This window comes from Pseudomonas sp. 2822-15 (assembly GCF_002742515.1).
Lineage (GTDB): Bacteria > Pseudomonadota > Gammaproteobacteria > Pseudomonadales > Pseudomonadaceae > Aquipseudomonas > Aquipseudomonas salomonii.
This window is the reverse complement of record NZ_LJRY01000183.1, coordinates 117,540-134,152: the sequence shown is the minus strand read 5'-3', so window position 1 is coordinate 134,152 and position 16,613 is coordinate 117,540. Positions and strand designations below refer to the sequence as shown.

General features: G+C 58.9%; 16 protein-coding genes. 10 read left to right on the top strand and 6 right to left on the bottom strand.

Features of this window, described 5'->3' with window-relative positions:
* Window positions 1–113: 113 nt before the first annotated feature.
* A complete protein-coding gene (gene lysM / locus AOA59_RS12720; RefSeq protein ID WP_099487675.1) occupies window positions 114–554 on the bottom strand; it encodes a peptidoglycan-binding protein LysM in 441 nt (146 codons plus the stop codon).
* 234 nt (window positions 555–788) lie between these two features.
* Here lysM and fdhD point away from each other — a divergent pair, with 234 nt between their 5' ends.
* The 3 genes from fdhD (at window position 789) to AOA59_RS12705 (ending at window position 4,709) form a co-directional block, all read left to right on the top strand.
* On the top strand, window positions 789–1,628 hold the full coding sequence (gene fdhD, locus AOA59_RS12715; protein ID WP_056858200.1) for a formate dehydrogenase accessory sulfurtransferase FdhD: 840 nt from the start codon (window positions 789–791) through the stop codon (window positions 1,626–1,628).
* A complete protein-coding gene (locus AOA59_RS12710; protein WP_099487673.1) occupies window positions 1,625–3,973 on the top strand; it encodes an FdhF/YdeP family oxidoreductase in 2,349 nt (782 codons plus the stop codon). The genes fdhD and AOA59_RS12710 overlap by 4 nt, the downstream gene beginning before the upstream one ends.
* A 256-nt stretch (window positions 3,974–4,229) precedes the next feature.
* Window positions 4,230–4,709: a YMGG-like glycine zipper-containing protein gene (locus tag AOA59_RS12705; RefSeq protein ID WP_017135379.1), complete on the top strand. Its 480-nt coding sequence runs from the start codon at window positions 4,230–4,232 to the stop codon at window positions 4,707–4,709.
* A 144-nt stretch (window positions 4,710–4,853) separates the two neighbouring features.
* Here the strand turns inward: AOA59_RS12705 and AOA59_RS12700 are convergent, their stop codons facing one another.
* Together AOA59_RS12700 and AOA59_RS12695 are read right to left on the bottom strand one after the other, a co-directional pair.
* Window positions 4,854–5,285 carry a thioesterase family protein gene (locus AOA59_RS12700; RefSeq protein WP_069786699.1) on the bottom strand — a complete coding sequence of 144 codons (432 nt, stop codon included), beginning with the start codon at window positions 5,283–5,285 and terminating at the stop codon, window positions 4,854–4,856.
* Between the two features lie 23 nt (window positions 5,286–5,308).
* Entirely contained in the window at window positions 5,309–7,246 is a 1,938-nt protein-coding gene (locus AOA59_RS12695; protein WP_099487671.1) for an ATP-dependent DNA helicase RecQ, read from the bottom strand.
* A gap of 163 nt (window positions 7,247–7,409) precedes the next feature.
* Here AOA59_RS12695 and AOA59_RS12690 point away from each other — a divergent pair, with 163 nt between their 5' ends.
* The 6 genes from AOA59_RS12690 to AOA59_RS12665 all read left to right on the top strand — a co-directional run bounded on the left by AOA59_RS12690 (window position 7,410) and on the right by AOA59_RS12665 (window position 12,498).
* The gene (locus AOA59_RS12690) at window positions 7,410–8,447 is read left to right on the top strand and encodes a S8 family peptidase (RefSeq protein ID WP_371919068.1); all 1,038 of its coding nucleotides are present in this window, start codon (window positions 7,410–7,412) and stop codon (window positions 8,445–8,447) included.
* 682 nt (window positions 8,448–9,129) lie between these two features.
* Window positions 9,130–9,450 (top strand): hypothetical protein, encoded by a 321-nt coding sequence (locus tag AOA59_RS12685; RefSeq protein WP_058422612.1) that lies wholly within the window; start codon window positions 9,130–9,132, stop codon window positions 9,448–9,450.
* 244 nt (window positions 9,451–9,694) lie between these two features.
* Entirely contained in the window at window positions 9,695–10,216 is a 522-nt protein-coding gene (locus tag AOA59_RS12680; protein ID WP_256593049.1) for a hypothetical protein, read from the top strand.
* The gene (locus tag AOA59_RS12675; RefSeq protein WP_256593048.1) at window positions 10,216–10,848 is read left to right on the top strand and encodes a DUF1493 family protein; all 633 of its coding nucleotides are present in this window, start codon (window positions 10,216–10,218) and stop codon (window positions 10,846–10,848) included. The genes AOA59_RS12680 and AOA59_RS12675 overlap by 1 nt, the downstream gene beginning before the upstream one ends.
* Before the next feature lie 269 nt (window positions 10,849–11,117).
* Window positions 11,118–11,474 carry a DUF1493 family protein gene (locus AOA59_RS12670; protein WP_099487663.1) on the top strand — a complete coding sequence of 119 codons (357 nt, stop codon included), beginning with the start codon at window positions 11,118–11,120 and terminating at the stop codon, window positions 11,472–11,474.
* A gap of 160 nt (window positions 11,475–11,634) precedes the next feature.
* Window positions 11,635–12,498: a DMT family transporter gene (locus AOA59_RS12665; protein ID WP_256593047.1), complete on the top strand. Its 864-nt coding sequence runs from the start codon at window positions 11,635–11,637 to the stop codon at window positions 12,496–12,498.
* A 56-nt stretch (window positions 12,499–12,554) separates the two neighbouring features.
* On the opposite strand, the gene AOA59_RS12660 is transcribed toward AOA59_RS12665, so the two are convergent.
* Together AOA59_RS12660 and hslO are read right to left on the bottom strand one after the other, a co-directional pair.
* Entirely contained in the window at window positions 12,555–14,096 is a 1,542-nt protein-coding gene (locus AOA59_RS12660) for a phosphoenolpyruvate carboxykinase (RefSeq protein ID WP_065930841.1), read from the bottom strand.
* A 179-nt stretch (window positions 14,097–14,275) separates the two neighbouring features.
* Window positions 14,276–15,178: an Hsp33 family molecular chaperone HslO gene (gene hslO / locus AOA59_RS12655; RefSeq protein WP_099487659.1), complete on the bottom strand. Its 903-nt coding sequence runs from the start codon at window positions 15,176–15,178 to the stop codon at window positions 14,276–14,278.
* A gap of 104 nt (window positions 15,179–15,282) precedes the next feature.
* Between hslO and AOA59_RS12650 the strand changes: the two genes are divergently transcribed.
* Window positions 15,283–16,086 (top strand): phosphatase PAP2 family protein, encoded by an 804-nt coding sequence (locus AOA59_RS12650; RefSeq protein WP_099487658.1) that lies wholly within the window; start codon window positions 15,283–15,285, stop codon window positions 16,084–16,086.
* Between the two features lie 73 nt (window positions 16,087–16,159).
* Here AOA59_RS12650 and AOA59_RS12645 read toward each other — a convergent pair whose 3' ends face one another.
* On the bottom strand, window positions 16,160–16,567 hold the full coding sequence (locus tag AOA59_RS12645) for an RNA-binding S4 domain-containing protein (RefSeq protein ID WP_017135369.1): 408 nt from the start codon (window positions 16,565–16,567) through the stop codon (window positions 16,160–16,162).
* Window positions 16,568–16,613 lie beyond the last annotated feature (46 nt).

Genomic DNA, 16,613 nt, shown 5'->3' with positions numbered 1-16,613 from the left:
GAGCTGGCTTGCCTGCGATTGCATCACCGCGGTGTGACTGACACACCGCGCTGCCTGCATCGCGGGCAAGCCCGGCTCCCACACAAAGCTGCTCCCACAGTTAGCTCTGTGTGTTACTCAGGAATACGCAGTACTTGCCCTGGGTAAATTTTGTCCGGATGCGACAACAACGGCTTGTTGGCCTCAAAGATTTTTTGGTATTTGTTGGCGTCGCCATATACGCGCTTGGAAATAGCGCTGAGCGTGTCACCTTTTTCAACGGTGACAAAACGGGCAGCTGTCACGGCTGGGCCAGTCACGGTGATCTGGTCATCCACACTGGCAACGCCAGCGATATTACCCGCCGCCAGAAGGATTTTTTCTTTCTCTTCCTGACTGCCAACTTCACCGGTGATCGTCACTTTGTCACCGTCGACGGTGGCGTGAACGTTCGGGTTACCCAGCCCTACGGCTTCGATATGCTTTTTCAACTCTTCGCCAGCATTGGCGTTACCCGGCGTCAACAGATCAATCAACTTCTCGCCTGCTTCCTTAACAAAGCTAAAAATACTCATGGTGCGCTCTCCTTGGGGTTTAAGTTCCAGATGCCCAAGACTAGACCAGTCCTGCAGACTTGGGTTCCAGGTCTGCCAAAGACCCAAACACGCTAGCCTGCGCGCTGCCTGGAATAAGCCCGCTACAGACGCCTTGATCGACGCCATCTATCAATAGATCAGTACAGCCGATTAGACGCGACCCTTTGTCGCGCCTAGTCTAAAGATTGATCATTCCCTCGGTGGTATTGCCCCATGAACGCCAAGCGCCCAGTCTGCGCGGCGCCTGCCCTCGAAACGCCAGCGCCAGCCGCCAGCCAGAGCTACCAGTTTTGCAATCTCGAACACACGGAAATCGCCAGCACTGCATTGGCCGAAGAAGTGGCGTTGGCGATTGCCTATAACGACATCAGCCAGGCGGTAATGCTGGTGACGCCCACCGACCTGGAAGACTTCATCGTCGGCTTCAGCATCGGCAGCGGCATTATCGCCGACGTTAGCGACATTTATGATCTAAAACTCAGCGGCGCTGGCTCTGCCCAATACGCTCAGGTGCAGATTTCCAGCCGGGCCTTCTGGAACCTCAAGCAGCAACGCCGCCAGTTGGCCGGCACCAGCGGTTGCGGCCTGTGCGGGGTAGAAGCCGTGGAGCAAGCCTTGCCAGACCTGCAAGTGCTGCCCGGTGCGCCGTTGCCGCCTGCCGCATGGCTCGACGGCCTGCGCCAACGCATCAGCGCCTTTCAACCTTTGGGCCAGCACAGCGGCGCGGTGCATGCGGCGATCTTTATGAATAACCAGGGCGAGTTGCTAATGGGTCGCGAAGACATCGGCCGGCATAACGCCCTGGATAAATTGATCGGCGCGCTGATCCGCCAAAAAATTCCGACCGACGGTGGCCTAGCTATCGTCACCAGCCGCTGCAGCCTCGAATTGATCCAGAAAGTCTTGCGCGCGGGCATCCAGACCCTGGTCAGCCTGTCGTCGCCCACCGGCCTGGCCCTGCAATGGGCGCGCCGGCACAACCTCAATCTCATCCACCTGCCGCAGAAAAGTGCGCCGCGGGTTTACAGCCCCGCGATGGAGAACCAGCCATGAGCATGCATCACCAAGCCGACCAAACCCCGACCCCGCGCTACAAGCCGTACAAAGGCCCGGCCGGCGGCTGGGGCGCACTGATCAGCGTGGCGCAGGCCTGGCTGACCAGCGACAACGCCATGAAAAACCTGCGCATGATGCTCAAGACCAACCAGAACGGCGGTTTCGACTGCCCTGGCTGCGCCTGGGGCGATTCGCCGGAAAGCGGCATGGTCAAGTTCTGCGAGAACGGCGCCAAGGCGGTCAACTGGGAAGCCACCAAGCGCCGCGTGGACGCCGCCTTCTTCGCCAAGCACAGCGTGACGGCGCTGCTGGAGCAGAGTGACTACTGGCTGGAATACCAGGGCCGCCTGACCGAGCCGATGCGCTATGACGCCGAGACCGATCGCTATAAAGCCATCAGCTGGGACGCCGCCTTTGACCTGATCGGCAAGCACCTCAACGCCCTGCCAAGCCCGGACATGGCCGAGTTCTACACCTCGGGCCGGGCCAGCAACGAAGCGGCGTACCTGTACCAGTTGTTTGTGCGCGCCTATGGCACCAACAATTTCCCGGACTGCTCGAACATGTGCCACGAAGCCAGCGGCGTCGCCCTGGCGCAAAGCGTGGGCGTCGGCAAAGGCACCGTGACCTTTGATGATTTCGAACATGCCGATGCGATTTTCGTCTGGGGCCAGAACCCCGGCACCAACCATCCGCGCATGCTTGAACCGCTGCGCGAAGCAGTAAAACGTGGCGCCCAGGTGGTGTGCATCAACCCGCTCAAAGAGCGTGGCCTGGAACGCTTCCAGCACCCGCAACACCCGCTGGAAATGCTTACCAACGGTGACAAACCCACCAACACCGCGTACTTCCGCCCGGCGCTGGGTGGCGACATGGCCATCCTGCGCGGCATGGCCAAGTTCCTGCTGCTGTGGGAGCGTCAGGCCCAGGCCGAAGGCAAGGAAGCGGTGTTCGACCACGATTTCCTCAATGAACACAGCGTCAATGTGCTGGAGTACCTGGGCCAGATCGACGACACCTCGTGGGATGAAATCGTCGCGCAGTCCGGCCTCAGCCTGGTCGAGATCGAGCAAGCGGCGCGCATGTACGCCAAAGGCAAAAACGTGATCATGTGCTGGGCGATGGGCATCACTCAGCATCGCCATTCGGTGCCGACCATCCAGGAAATCGCCAACCTGATGCTGCTGCGCGGCAACATCGGCCGCCCAGGCGCCGGCCTGTGCCCGGTGCGCGGCCACAGTAACGTGCAGGGCGACCGCACCATGGGCATCAACGAACGCCCGCCGGTGGCGTTTTTGGATGCGCTGGAGCGTCGCTTTCAGTTCCAGGTGCCGCGTACCAACGGCCACAACGTGGTCGAAGCGATCCACGCCATGCTCGAAGGCCGCTCCAAGGTGTTTATCGGCCTGGGCGGCAACTTCGCCCAAGCCACGCCAGACAGCCCGCGCACCTTCGAAGCGCTGCGTAGCTGCGACCTGACCGTGCAGATCAGCACCAAACTCAACCGCAGCCACCTGATGCACGGCAAAGACGCGCTGATTCTGCCGTGCCTGGGCCGTACCGACATCGACATCCAGGCCGACGGCCCGCAAGCGGTGACAGTGGAAGACTCGTTCAGCATGGTGCACGGCTCCAATGGCCAACTGCAGCCGCTGTCGAAGCTGATGAAGTCCGAGCCGGCGATTCTGGCCGGGATTGCCGCCGCCACGCTGGGCAGCAAGCCGGTGGACTGGAACTGGCTGGTGGCTGACTACGGGCGCATCCGCGACCTGATCGCCGACACCATTCCAGGCTTCAAGGACTTCAACGAGCGTATCAAGCACCCAGGCGGTTTCTACCTGGGCAACTCCGCCGGCGCACGCCGCTGGAACACGCCGTCGGGCCGCGCCAATTTCCGCCCGAACGTGCTGCCCAAAGACCTGATCCACGAACGCACCCACGCCACAGGCCGGGTGCCGGACCTGATCATGCAGTCGATGCGCTCCCACGATCAGTACAACACCACTATTTACGGCCTGGACGACCGCTACCGTGGGGTAAAAGGCCAGCGTGACGTGCTGTTCGTCAACGAAGCCGACATCATCCGCCTGGGCTTCAAGCCGGGGCAGAAGGCTGACATCGTGTCGCTGTGGGAAGATGGCCGCGAACGCCGCGTGAAGGGCTTCACCTTGCTGGCGTTTGATATTCCGGCGGGCCAGGCGGCGGCGTACTACCCGGAAGTGAACCCGCTGGTGCCGCTGGAAAGCACCGGGGATGGCAGCCATACGCCGACGTCGAAGTTCGTCGCGATTTGCCTGGAAGCGGCGAGCGACAGTGGCTTGATCATGGCCCGCTCAGCCTAAGCCGATCGTTCCCACGCTCTGCGTGGGAACGCCGCCCTGGACGCTCTGCGTCCCCTTTCAACAGGCACAAAAAAAGCCGCTTTTGCATAAAAGCGGCCCTTCCGAAGTAGCTAAAGACTCACAAAACAGACTTAAGTTCCTTATACAAAACAGCAACTTAGCAAATTGTATACAACCTGTACCGCCGGTCGGTTTTCGATTGTCAGCGCCTCGATACAACCTCAGGATCGCGCCGTCATCCTCTTGAGGTCTCTCTATGAAGTTCTCCTCGATTCTCTTGTTGTCCCTTGGCCTGGTCAGTGGCGCAGCCATGGCCGGTGGCACCACCGAAGCCGGTGTGGGCGGCGCATTGGGCGGGGTTCTAGGTTCGGTTGTCGGCCAGCAGTTGGGCGGCAACACCGGTTCCACCATCGGCGCAGCCTTGGGTGGCGCAGGCGGCAGTGCGGTGGGTGCCGATAGACGCAGCCGTGGCGAAGCCGCCATTGGTGGCGCACTGGGCGCAGCCGGCGGCAACGTCGTGGGCCGCAGCATGGGCGGCAGCACCGGCGCACTGGTCGGCTCAGCAGCCGGCGGTGGTGCAGGCGGCGCGCTGGGCAACTACATGGGCAACAAGAGCGATGACGACGACCGCCGCTACCGCGGGCGTGACAACCGTCGTTACGACCGAGATGACCACCGTGGACGCGGGCATGCCTATGGGCATCGCAAGAACAAGCATCACTACCGTCATCGGTAAGGCCTAAAGAACGCAGCTAGACCCATGTGGGAGCGGGCTTGCTCGCGAAGGCGGACTGTCAGTCAACTAATTTGCTGGCTGACACACCGCTTTCGCGAGCAAGCCCGCTCCCACATTAGGTTCAGGGTGTCTGCCAAGGCCAGGTCATACCACCAACCGCTCCAACGCCTCGCGCAACTTCCCCGCAATCGCCACCGGCTGGTTCGACGCCCTGTCGACAAACACATGCACAAAGCGCCCCGCCGCACAGGCTTCATTCTCGCCGGCCTTGAACACCGCCAACTCATATTGCACCGAGCTGTTACCCAGTTTGCCCACCCGCAGGCCGATATCCAGCCGATCCGGAAACGCAATCGAAGCGAAATAATCGCACGCCGAACTCACCACAAACCCCACCACTTCACCGTCATGAATATCCAGCCCACCTTCTTCAATCAGGTAGGTATTCACCGCCGTGTCGAAAAAGCTGTAGTAGGTGACGTTGTTCACATGGCCATACACGTCATTGTCGTGCCAACGCGTGATGATCGGCTGGAAATGACGGTAGTCAGCGCGTTGCGGCATTGAGTCAGGCATGGGCGGCTCTCTGGAAAGTGGGTTTACAGGTCATTCAGATGGGCTTGCGCCCACTCACGCACCTCGGCGTAAGGGTAATCCTCCAGCGCAGCAAAACCCGGTATGCCCCGCGCCTTCATCTTGGTAAACAACGGTACGCTGATACCACCGAGAAACCGCGTCAGCCGTTCCGCTTCTGGCAAGTTCGTGGTGTGTTCATGATGCCTGTGGATAAAATCGCCGCACAGCCCCATAAAGTTTTTATCCACAAGTGGCGGCAGACTCGGTGGCGGCGGTAAATGTGCGACGTGGCCGTGGCATACCGAACAATGCCCGCAGCGTTGAGGGGCATTTTCATCACCAAAGTACTTGGCCAGACGCTGCCCCAGGCACTGCTCGGTCGCAAAAAGATCGAGCATGGCGTGGATCCGCGCCACTTCCGTCACTTCATGGTGCTTGAAGCCTGTGTATAACTCGGCGCTCAGCGCCTGTGGATCAAAGTCGGTATCGAGCAGGCTGTAGACCTCGGTCATCTGCTTGCTTTCCAGCTCGATCAGGCCCTGTTCCTGGAAGTAATCCAGCGCCTTCACCACGCGGCTGCGCTCGGCATTGTGCTGTTGGTACAGCGCATCGAAATCCACCGTCGCCCAGGTTTTGGCGCGTTTACATACCTGGATGATCGCCGCGACAAACTGCTGCCGCTCGCCGGAAAACCGCGCCAGCAACGCCTCGGGCTCAATCAGGTATTTGAAGCGGTATTCGGCGTAAAACGCATAGCGCGGCGCGATCACGCCCTTGAGTTCCAACTGCACCAACAGCGTCTTGAGCGGCAGCTCGCGGATGTTGCTGTGGTCCGACAGCGACCTCAGCAGGAACTCCCACTGGCCCTCGCTTCGCGCCGCTTGCAACGCCTCCAGCACACGGCGAATGCCCTCCTGCTCCGGCGTGTCGCCATATACAAAATTTTCCAGCACATTGAGGCTGTCACGGTTGGCCAGCACCAGGCAGTCGGACGGCTGCCCGTCACGCCCGGCGCGGCCGATTTCCTGGCTGTAGTTCTCGATGGATTTGGGCAGGTCGAAGTGCACCACGTTGCGGATGTCACTCTTGTCGATGCCCATGCCGAACGCGATGGTGGCAACGATGCAGTTGGAGCGCCCGCCCATAAAGCGCTGCTGGATGCCTTCACGTTTATCGTGGGGCAACCCGGCGTGGTACGCCTCGGCCTGAATGCCATTGCGATTCAGGTGCTCGGCAATCTGCTCAGCAGTTTTTTGCAACGTGACGTAAACGATGCTTGGCTGATTGGCCCGCGCGCTCATCCACTCGACCAGGCGCCGACGCTTGTCGTGACCACTCACCGGCTCTACCAGCAAGTTCAGGTTCGGCCGGTAGAAGCCCGTGGTGATCACGTCATCCGGCGCAATGGCGAACTTGGCCTGCATGTCGGCAATCACCTTGGGCGTGGCTGTAGCCGTCAGCAGCAGCGCTTGTGGGATATTGAACTGGCGCTGGTAGTCCGGCAGCTTCAAATAGTCCGGACGGAAGTTGTGGCCCCATTCGGAAATACAGTGCGCCTCATCCACCACCAACAAGGAAATCTGCACGCTTTGCAGGAAGTTACGGAAGCGCTCGTTCTTCAAGCGCTCCACGGAAATCATCAAAATCTTCAACTCCCCCGAACGCGCACGGGCCATCACCTCATTGGCGTCTTCACGGCTCTGCGCCGAATCGATACTGCCAGCAGAAATGCCATGGCGCTGCAGGAAACCCAACTGGTCCTGCATCAGCGCCAACAGCGGCGACACCACCAGCGTCAGGTGCGGCAATAGCACCGCCGACAGCTGATAACACAGGGACTTGCCCGACCCGGTAGGAAAAATCGCGGCCGCCGAACGACCGGCCAGCACTGCGCTGACCGCTTCTTCCTGGCCCAAACGAAACTGTGGATAACCAAAGACCTGCTGGAGGGTGTTGTGCATAAGCTGTCACTCCGTTGACCGCTGAACGAGTCAAAAACATAGACCAGCGATCGGTAAACGGTCGGGGATAAACGCTACAAACTGATACAGAGAAAACCAGCAAGCCCGCGCAAAAATGCAGACAGTAGCACGCTTGATTACAAGCCCCGACAAGGAGTCGTGAATGTCTCGCATGCCATCGTTTTCTTTGCTTCTCGCATTGCCCTTGCTGGTGATGGGCTGTGCAGCGACGCCAAAACCCACTTCCGAGCAATTGGCCGTGCGTGGCTTTGAAACGCCTGAATACTTCGCCGCAAATGCATTGCCCATCGTCAAGGCATCCACCCTCTATGCGCGTGGCGGCACTGGCCAAGGCGTGAAAGTGGCGCTGATAGACTCAGGCCTCAACAGTGAATTACCTGAGTTCCAAGGGCGCTTGGCCGACATCGGTTACGACTTTGTTCGCCAACAGCCAGGCACCGTCGACATCAAAGGCCACGGCACACAAATGGCCGGTATTCTCGCCGCCAACAAGAACGCTCAAGGCATGCACGGGATCGCCTTTAACGCCCAGTTGATCCCCATGCGCTTCGGCGACGATAAGGAGCCGTTCTACTTCGACAGCGAAATTGCCCAGGGGTGGCGCCTGGCACATGCCCAAGGCGCACGCTTTTTCAGTAACTCCTGGGCAAACCCCATTGAAGCCAACACCAATGAAGTGCCGATCTATGAACGCCTGATGGGCGACTCACTGGAGGCGGCCAAACACCTGGTGGCTGAAGGCGCGGTCTTTGTGTTCTCCACCGGCAACGAGGTCAAACGCGAGCCTCTTGCCGAACCCGGCCTGCCTGCCTTGGTGCCGGAACTGGAAAAAGGCTGGATCGCCGTCATGGCCCTCAAAAATGATGGTAGCGCGATCAACCTCAAGTCCAACTACTGCGGGCTTGCTGCGCGCTGGTGTATTGCCGTACCGGGCGGCGATGGCGGAGCGGGCCTGCTGACGACACAGAAAGATGGCAGCTATGGGCCGACCGCTGGAACTTCCCCGGCCGCCGCGTTGGTCAGCGGCGCCCTGGCGGCATTGCAGAGCCGCTTTCCCGAAATGACCCCGCAGCAGGTTCGCGAACGCTTGCTCAGCACCGCCAATCGGACGGGCATCTATGCCAACAGCGAAGCCTACGGACGCGGGTTGATGGACCTGGATGCGGCTTCGCGTCTGTAGGCTTGGCGATTACCGGCCCACCTGATCGTTCCTCACGCTCTGCGTGGGAATGCCGCCCGGGACGCTCCGCGTCCCGCCATCCGCGCCCGGCTTACCCTTCGGCAGTGGTGACGCAGAGCGTCACGGGAGGCATTCCCACGCAGGAGCGTGGGAACGATCTAAAGCCTACGGACGTGGGCTGATGGACCTTGATGCGGCTTCGCGTCTGTAGGCTTGGCGATTACCAGTCCACGAAGCGGTTCTGACTGATCGTTCCTCACGCTCTGCGTGGGAATGCCGCCTGGGACGCTCCGCGTCCCGCCATTCGCGCCCGGCTTTACCCTTCGGCAGTGGTGACGCAGAGCGTCACGGGAGGCATTCCCACGCAGGAGCGTGGGAACGATCTGAGCACCACTACTTAAACCATCTGTTTATTGCTCGAAATAACGCCCACTTCTAAGGTTTGGCCCATCGCTGCCAAGTCAGCGATCGGGTTTGGTCACTCGAAAACAGCGCACATAAGTGCCACTACATGCTTTGCGAACGTCTATCGTCTCGTAAAGCACTGTTATGGCGGCTGTGTGTGGGACGTCTTCGGACGTGCCGGATTGCTGTTTCCGGCTGGCCAACCTGCGCACAGTCCGCCACCCACCGTTTGGCCACGGTGATGTCGGTTACCTAACAGCAAACCGAGTACCTTCAAATGCAAATACCTGAAACGATGGATCGCTATCGTCAGCTACGCACCAACTTCACCGACACCCACCCTCTCGTCATCGACACCGAAGCCGCCGCCGAAGACATCCAGTGCGCCGCACACCAGCGCATCCGCGCTGCCACTGACTTGCTGGAAACCTTCACCTGCCTGACCTACGAACACGCCGACCTTAAAGACATTTCCCACATCATCAATGCCCTGTATCTGCTGGTGCAGGATGGCTGTGATCTGCTGGAAGCAGCGCAGCACGTCCAACTGCAACCGGCAGTCGACACGCAGCCCCAACCAAGCCAACCACTGAGCTAAACCTGTGGGGTCGGGCTTGCCCGCGATGGCGGTGTGTCAGGCAATATTTCCCTGCCTGACACACCGCCATCGCGGGCAAGCCCGGCTCCCACATTGGCTGGGTGTTGCCAAAAAAATCACTGTCAAATCGCAAATGCCGGAAAGCTTTGTGGGAAGCAGACAAACCCCGTGTAGTCCTCTTCCCAAACTGCTTAAAACAGCTATCTCACCCTCTACATAACCTCCCTTCATATGACCGAAACTGGTGACCTCTCAACTGTCCCGGCAAAAACCCGTGAATATCGAAAGGACTCAATACATCGGCCATTACGGCGTCACCTTCACGGTGATTCGCCTTACCGTTTTACCCACCCACAAGCACGCTTTGACAAACCTCTGCTTGCTGGAAGCTGGTACTTCGGCAAACGAAGTGCGCTATCAACTGGTGGATCTCTACGAAAAGATGTTCGCCCGAGATTTGCCTTGCAAGATGACAGTCGCGATCTCCAAGCCACTGGCCCGACAACAAGCTGAACTGCTTAACGAACGCGGGACCATCGTCACCTTGCTACTGGCTGGGGCCTTCAGCGTTCCCCTTCACCCGCTTTCGAAACCTGTAGCACGCGTTGTCGGCGTCACAGTGGGTCTATTCACCAAAAACATCATTCGCAGTTATCACGCAGGTGATGTGATCGTCGGAAGTGAAGCTCAGGTAGACGGAGGAACAGGTCCTCAGCGCTCAATGTCTGCAATGGTCATTCAATTTCAGGGAGGAGGGAGACGTTGATGGAATACGTCCAATGGATCATTTTTATCGTGGTGAGCGTTGTCCTGGACAACAAAATGAGGTCCAAAAACCTTAGAAAATATGTCGGTTTATTACTGTTCGCTGTGGGCCTGATCTGCGCAATATGGCTCCCTTACTGGGCACAGGAAGTCCGACTCCCAAGCCTGCCTATAGGTGCGTTGCTATTAGGCTCGGGCCTATATCTGGATCGGCACCGTTATAGCCGAATCAGGTCCTCTCACCCATTGCTCGTCGCCCCCACACTTAACCTGGCAGCCGACTTTCCCGACGACCCCGTCATGCGTCACCTTCTGCAGCTTGTGAATGAAGACGTGGGCCTGCCCAAACATCAAGCTCTCAGCCTCAGCACTTCAATAAATCATGATCTCGGATGCAGCAGCTCTGAGGCTAGAAAATTGATGGCAGCACTGAAGCAAGATTTCGGCATGGGGTTCGGAGACTACAGGAGCAATCGCTATTTCAAGCGTCGAGGCTTTGACATGTATTTGAGACATGTGGACAGAGGCAGCAAAGGCAAAATCCCGCTCACCATCGACATGCTCTACCAGGCCGTCAAAGCCAAACGCTGGAACACACGGGCACTCGAAGCAAGGAGATTTCAAGAGTCATGAATATCGTCCTGCAACTAGCCTGTTTCTTTGGTTTTTACCTTTTACTGCATTACCAGATCACTTACTCTATTCTGAGAAAACGCCTTGCAATCACGTGCCTCGTAACCGGCCTGGCATTGACGTTCTTATTACCCTACATGGCAGTAATCCTTAGAATGCCCTTGCTCCCTATCTTCGTATTCTTGATAGGCTTGGCACTCTTCATCACCCGAAACAAATTCCGTCGCCAACGCAACCCTCCCCCTCACCCACTTCTGCGTGCCCCCACCATGAACCTGGCCCCCAACTTCCCCGAAGACCCCGTGATGCAGCAACTCCTGCAATTGCTGCACGAAGAAATCGGCCTGCCGAAGCACAAGACCCTTCGCCTCGAAACCTCGATCAACCTTGAGCTGGGCTGCGACGGCGCCGAGGCCAAGCAATTGATGGACTCGATGGAACAAGAGTTTGCCCTCGACTTGGGCGACTACGATGCTTATCGTTACTTCAAACCGCCGGTATTCGATGTGTTCCTCAAGCGCCGCGCCAAAGGGCGCGGCGACAAGGTGCCGCTGACCATCGGCATGCTCTACCTGGCGATCAAGACCCATAGCTGGGACACGCAAACCCTGGAAAACCTGAGCTGATCCCAAGATCACCGAGTATCAAATATGGGAGCGGGCTTGCTCGCGAAAGCGGTGTGTCAGGTAGAGTATTTCTCACTGATCTACCGCTTTCGCGAGCAAGCCCGCTCCCACAGGGGTTATGCGTTAATCTGGCGATTTGAGCCAACAACAAGGACCTTACATGGACGTAATAATGGGCCTGCTGGCCGCTCTGCTCTGGGGCGGTACGGATTTTCTCGTGGGCCTCAACGCCCGGGCCGTGGGCGTTAAACGCGCGGTGTATTTCGGCCAGGCCCTTGGCTTTTTGATCATGACCCTGCTGCTGGTGATCTTCCCGGCCTTCCTGTTCAAATCCCTGAATGCCCCGTTGAGCGTCTGGCTCCTGGGCATCACCGCCGCCCTGCTCACCGTCTCCGGGGCGCTGGCGCTGTCCAAGGCCTTCGCTCTGGGCAAAGCCGCTATCGTCGCGCCATTGGTGACCTCTTACGGCGTAGTCACCACCCTGCTGTCCTGGGCCAGCGGCGAACACATCAACCTGATCCAACTCGGTTGCATCGCTCTCTGCGTAATCGGCGTGATCCTTTCCAGCATCCACAAGGACAACGGCACGCCCCACAACAACCCGCGCCAGTCCATCGCCTACGCCATGCTCGCCGCCTTGCTGTACGGCACCAGTTTCTGGTTGCAAGGCCGCTACACGCTGCCGGCGTTGGGGCCGATCACCATGCTGTGGCTGGGTTACCTGGTGGGCCTGTGCGTGCTGGTGGTGATGGTGCTGAAGATCAAGGACGGCCTGAAAATCCCGCCGCTGAAAAACTGCGCCGCCTTGACCGGTGCAAGCCTGATGAACCTCGGCGGGTTCTCGGCGTTTTCGTGGGGCGCGATGGCGGGCTCGGTTTCGGTGGTGACGGTGATCAGTACGTTGTCGGGGGGGATTGCGGCGATTTTGGGGTTTGTGTTTTTCAGGGAGCGGTTGTCGGCAGTGCAGGTGCTGGGGGTTGTGTTAGTGCTGGTCGGCGCAGTGGTTTTGCATATCGCCATCTAACCTTTCGGCCACAAAAAAGCCGCCCCGAAGGGCGGCTTTTTCACAACAACCGAACCTTACAACTTAGGCCCGGCCGCCTTGATCGCATCGCTCACTTCAAACTTCTTGAAGTTCTCGATGAACAGACCAGCCAGCGCTTTCGCCGCTTCGTCGTAGGCAGCCTTGTCAGCCCAGGTGTTACGTGGGTTCAACAGGCCGGTATCAACGCCCGGTACGGCCAAAGGCACGTCGAGGTTAATGGTGTCGAGGTGTTCGGTTTCTGCACCGATCAACGCGCCGCTCTGGATCGCTGCGATCACGCCGCGAGTGGTCGGGATGTTGAAGCGCTTGCCGACGCCGTAGCCGCCGCCGGTCCAGCCGGTGTTAACCAGGTAGACCTTGGAGCCGAAGCCGCGCACGCGCTTGATCAGCAGCTCGGCGTATTCACCGGCCGGGCGTGGGAAGAACGGCGCGCCGAAGCAGGTGGAGAAGGTCGACTTGATGCCGCTGCCCGAACCCATTTCGGTCGAGCCCACCAGTGCGGTGTAGCCGGACAGGAAGTGGTAGGCCGCTTGTTCTTCGCTGAGGATCGACACGGGCGGCAGTACGCCGGTCAGGTCGCAGGTCAGGAAGATCACAGCGTTTGGCTCGCCGCCCAGGTTCTTCTCGGAACGCTTGGCAACGTGCTCCAGCGGGTAGGCGGCGCGGCTGTTCTGGGTCAGGCTGACGTTGGTGTAGTCGGCGTGCTTGGCATCGTCGATCACCACGTTTTCGAGCACGGTGCCGTGCTTGATGGCTTTCCAGATTACCGGCTCGTTCTTCTCGGACAGGTCGATGCACTTGGCATAGCAACCGCCTTCGATGTTGAACACCACGCCTTCGCCCCAGCCGTGTTCGTCGTCACCGATCAGGTAACGGCTTTCGTCGGCCGACAGGGTGGTTTTACCGGTGCCCGACAGACCGAAGAACAGGGTCACATCGCCTGCTTCGCCGATGTTGGCGGCGCAGTGCATTGGCAGCACGTCGGCGGCCGGCAGCAGGAAGTTTTGCACCGAGAACATGGCTTTTTTCATTTCACCGGCGTAACGCATACCGGCGATCAGCACTTTCTTCTGGGCGAAGTTGAGGATCACGCAACCGTCGGAGTTGGTGCCGTCACGCTCTGGCACGCATTCGAAGTTGGCGACGTTCAGCACTTGCCACTCATCACGGCCGGCCGGGTTGTACTGGGCAGGGTTGATGAACAGGCAACGACCGAACAGGTTCTGCCAGGCAGTCTGGGTGGTCATTTTCACGGCCAGGTAGTGGTCTTCTGCAGCCCCTACGTGAACATGGGAAACGAAATGCTCTTGCGCGTTGTTGAATGCCTCGACGCGAGCCCACAGGGCATCGAACTTGTCGGCCGGGAACTTGCGGTTGATCGGGCCCCAGGCAATTGCGTCCTGGGTGGAAGGCTCTTCAACGATGAAACGGTCAACCGGCGAACGACCGGTGCGGTGACCGGTTTCTACGACCAGCGCGCCAGTATCGGCAAGCACGCCTTCACCGCGCTGCAGGGCTTCTTTGACCAGATCGTCAACACTCAGATCGGTGTATACGGCGTTATTGGCTTGCGTCATGAGGTTCCCCGTCGGCCTATGGCCGAGTGCTCCAAACGTTTTGTAGTAGAAAGTTGCGCACTACTACCGCGAAAAAAGTGGGCCGGATTATGCCAGAAAAGCCCAAAAAGAGTAGGGCCCTCCCGTCAGAACTGCGCTAATCCGGCGTTTGTCAGGTGATTTACCTGTGCTTAAACGTTTTAGTGGCGGGTATCGGAAGGGGTGTCGATGCCTGCACCGGCGAATAATTGGGTGACATCGGCCGCATCGAAAAGGTAGCGCTGGTTGCAGAACTGGCAGTCGATCTCGATATTGCCGCCATGTTCCACCACCAATTGCTGCGCATCTTCCAGGCCCAGGCTTACCAAGGCGTTGGCGGAGCGCTCACGCGAGCAACTGCAACGGAAGCGCAGGCCCTGGGCGTCGAACAGGCGCACGGCCTCTTCGTGGTAGAGGCGATGCAGAATGGTTTCGTTGTCCAGGCCCAGCAGTTCTTCAGCCGTCAGGGTACCGGCCAGGGCGGTCAGTTTGCGCCAGCTGTCGGTGCGCTCATCGTCGTCCTTGATGCGGTCGGCCGGCAGTTGCTGCAGCAGCAGGCCACGGGCGCGCTTGCCGTCCGCGTTGAGCCAGAATTTGGTGCCGACCTGCTGGGACATCACGAAATAGTTGGTGAAGCAGTCCGAAAGAGTTTCGCCATCGAGGTCGACGATGCCCTGGTAACGCCGGCCTTCGGTGGGGTCGACGGTGATCGCCAGCACGCCGTTCGCCATCAGGTCAGACAAGGTTGCATCCGGCGCGATCTGGTCAGCCTCGTAACGGGCCAGGCCACGGATTTCGCGCTCGCTGGAGCACTCGATCATCAACATCGGCACCGGGCCTTCGGAACGGGCCTGCAAAATCAGCAAACCGTCGAACTTCATGGTGCCTACCAGCAGCGAGGCCGCCGCCATCAGCTCACCGAGCAGTTGCGCGACCGGCTCCGGATAGGGGTGCTTGGCGAGGACTTCGGCATAGCTGCGCTCCAGCGAGACCAGTTCGCCGCGGGCGTCGTTCTCATCGAAGATAAAGCGTTGGGTGAAGTCGGTATCCGGTAGATCAGTCATAGGTCTGGGTATCTGAATTGATGACAAATTGGTTACAAGGTTTATAGAATTAAACGCTTTGGCACCTTTTTGGTGCGTTTTTACAGAGCGAAGAGGGACAGTTTATGAACAATCCGGGTTTGTTCCAAGCCAGGTGGAACCTCGGGAGGTTGGCCTTGTGCAATCTAGTCGCTATCGGGCTGCTGTGTTTTTGGCTGTGGCCCACGGGACAGATGCTGTGTGTGGTTTTCGACGAATGGCTGTTTCATCTGCTCAATGACCCACTGGCAAGTCATTCGACGTGGTTGCATGTGTGGGCAGTGGCCAGTTTGCGACCGTTCGATGCCGTGGTCGGGGTGATTTTGTTGACGCTGCTGATTCGCGGTGACTGGGTGTTCAACGCCATCCAGGTGCGCCAGGCGTTCTTTGGTTTCCTCAGCATTCTGCTGCTGTTGCTGTTTATCCGCATGCTGTTTTCCAAGCTCACGGCGCAAATGGGCTGGCAGCACAGCAGCCCGTCGATGGTGATCAGCGGCGCGATTCATATGAGTGATTATTTCCCGGGACTGGAGAAAACCTGGGAACTGAAGGACCGTTCCAGCCAGAGTTTCCCGGGCGATCATGCGTCGGTGCTGCTGATCTGGGGCATGTTCATGACGGTGTTTTCCCAGCGTTTCACCCAGGTGGTAGTGATCTGGGGCTTGGCGCTGTTGTTCATGATGCCAAGGCTGGTGGCGGGCGCGCATTGGGGCCAGGACGATTACATCGGCGGGGTGTTGCTGGCGTTGTTGGCGTTGGGTTGGGGGTATTACACGCCGTTTGCGGCGAAGGTGTCCGGGTTGCTGATGCGGGTGACGGCGCCGGTTTTCGGGTTGCTCGGCAAGCTGCCAGTCATAGGGCGCTTAAGTGTTATGCGTACAACCGCGTAACACCGCGGTCCTAATGTGGGAGCTGGCTTGCCTGCTCCCACATTTTCGATTTCCTTTTAAAGGGAGATCCGTGTCAATCATCATTGCCACTGCCGCGAAACTTGAACAAATCGCGACGCTGCTTCTTGCTCGGCTTGCCATCGGTGGTCATGCCGGTTGCGCCGGCCTTACGCATAGCCGCAGCGTTTTCGCGCTTGGCGATACTGGCTTCGGTTTCGGCATACAACGCCTGCGCCTCAGGCGCGCCACGACGCACGACGGACAGCGCCTGCACCACCACAGTCTTTTCGTCAAACCCGGTGCGAATCTGCAACTCGTCTCCGACGCGCGGTTCCTTGCCCGGCTTGCAGCGCTCGCCGCGATGGTGCACCTTGCCGCTCTCGATGGCCGCCTTGGCCAGGGCACGGGTTTTGTAAAAACGCGCGGCCCACAGCCACTTGTCCAAACGGACCTTTTCTTCCTCTTCCTGCTTTTGAGCCACTTGAATTCCTCGCTCTGAAAAATGTCGCAACTTTACCGTTGAACCT

Coding starts and splice junctions, on each gene's coding strand:
- AOA59_RS12700 (WP_069786699.1), bottom strand. CDS start 5,285: ATGCCTGACTCAATGCCGCAACGCGCTGACTACCGTCATTTCCAGCCG.
- AOA59_RS12665 (WP_256593047.1), top strand. CDS start 11,635: ATGGACGTAATAATGGGCCTGCTGGCCGCTCTGCTCTGGGGCGGTACG.
- AOA59_RS12690 (WP_371919068.1), top strand. CDS start 7,410: ATGTCTCGCATGCCATCGTTTTCTTTGCTTCTCGCATTGCCCTTGCTG.
- hslO (WP_099487659.1), bottom strand. CDS start 15,178: ATGACTGATCTACCGGATACCGACTTCACCCAACGCTTTATCTTCGAT.
- lysM (WP_099487675.1), bottom strand. CDS start 554: ATGAGTATTTTTAGCTTTGTTAAGGAAGCAGGCGAGAAGTTGATTGAT.
- AOA59_RS12670 (WP_099487663.1), top strand. CDS start 11,118: ATGAACCTGGCCCCCAACTTCCCCGAAGACCCCGTGATGCAGCAACTC.
- AOA59_RS12660 (WP_065930841.1), bottom strand. CDS start 14,096: ATGACGCAAGCCAATAACGCCGTATACACCGATCTGAGTGTTGACGAT.
- AOA59_RS12650 (WP_099487658.1), top strand. CDS start 15,283: ATGAACAATCCGGGTTTGTTCCAAGCCAGGTGGAACCTCGGGAGGTTG.
- AOA59_RS12695 (WP_099487671.1), bottom strand. CDS start 7,246: ATGCACAACACCCTCCAGCAGGTCTTTGGTTATCCACAGTTTCGTTTG.
- AOA59_RS12705 (WP_017135379.1), top strand. CDS start 4,230: ATGAAGTTCTCCTCGATTCTCTTGTTGTCCCTTGGCCTGGTCAGTGGC.
- fdhD (WP_056858200.1), top strand. CDS start 789: ATGAACGCCAAGCGCCCAGTCTGCGCGGCGCCTGCCCTCGAAACGCCA.
- AOA59_RS12675 (WP_256593048.1), top strand. CDS start 10,216: ATGGAATACGTCCAATGGATCATTTTTATCGTGGTGAGCGTTGTCCTG.
- AOA59_RS12685 (WP_058422612.1), top strand. CDS start 9,130: ATGCAAATACCTGAAACGATGGATCGCTATCGTCAGCTACGCACCAAC.
- AOA59_RS12710 (WP_099487673.1), top strand. CDS start 1,625: ATGAGCATGCATCACCAAGCCGACCAAACCCCGACCCCGCGCTACAAG.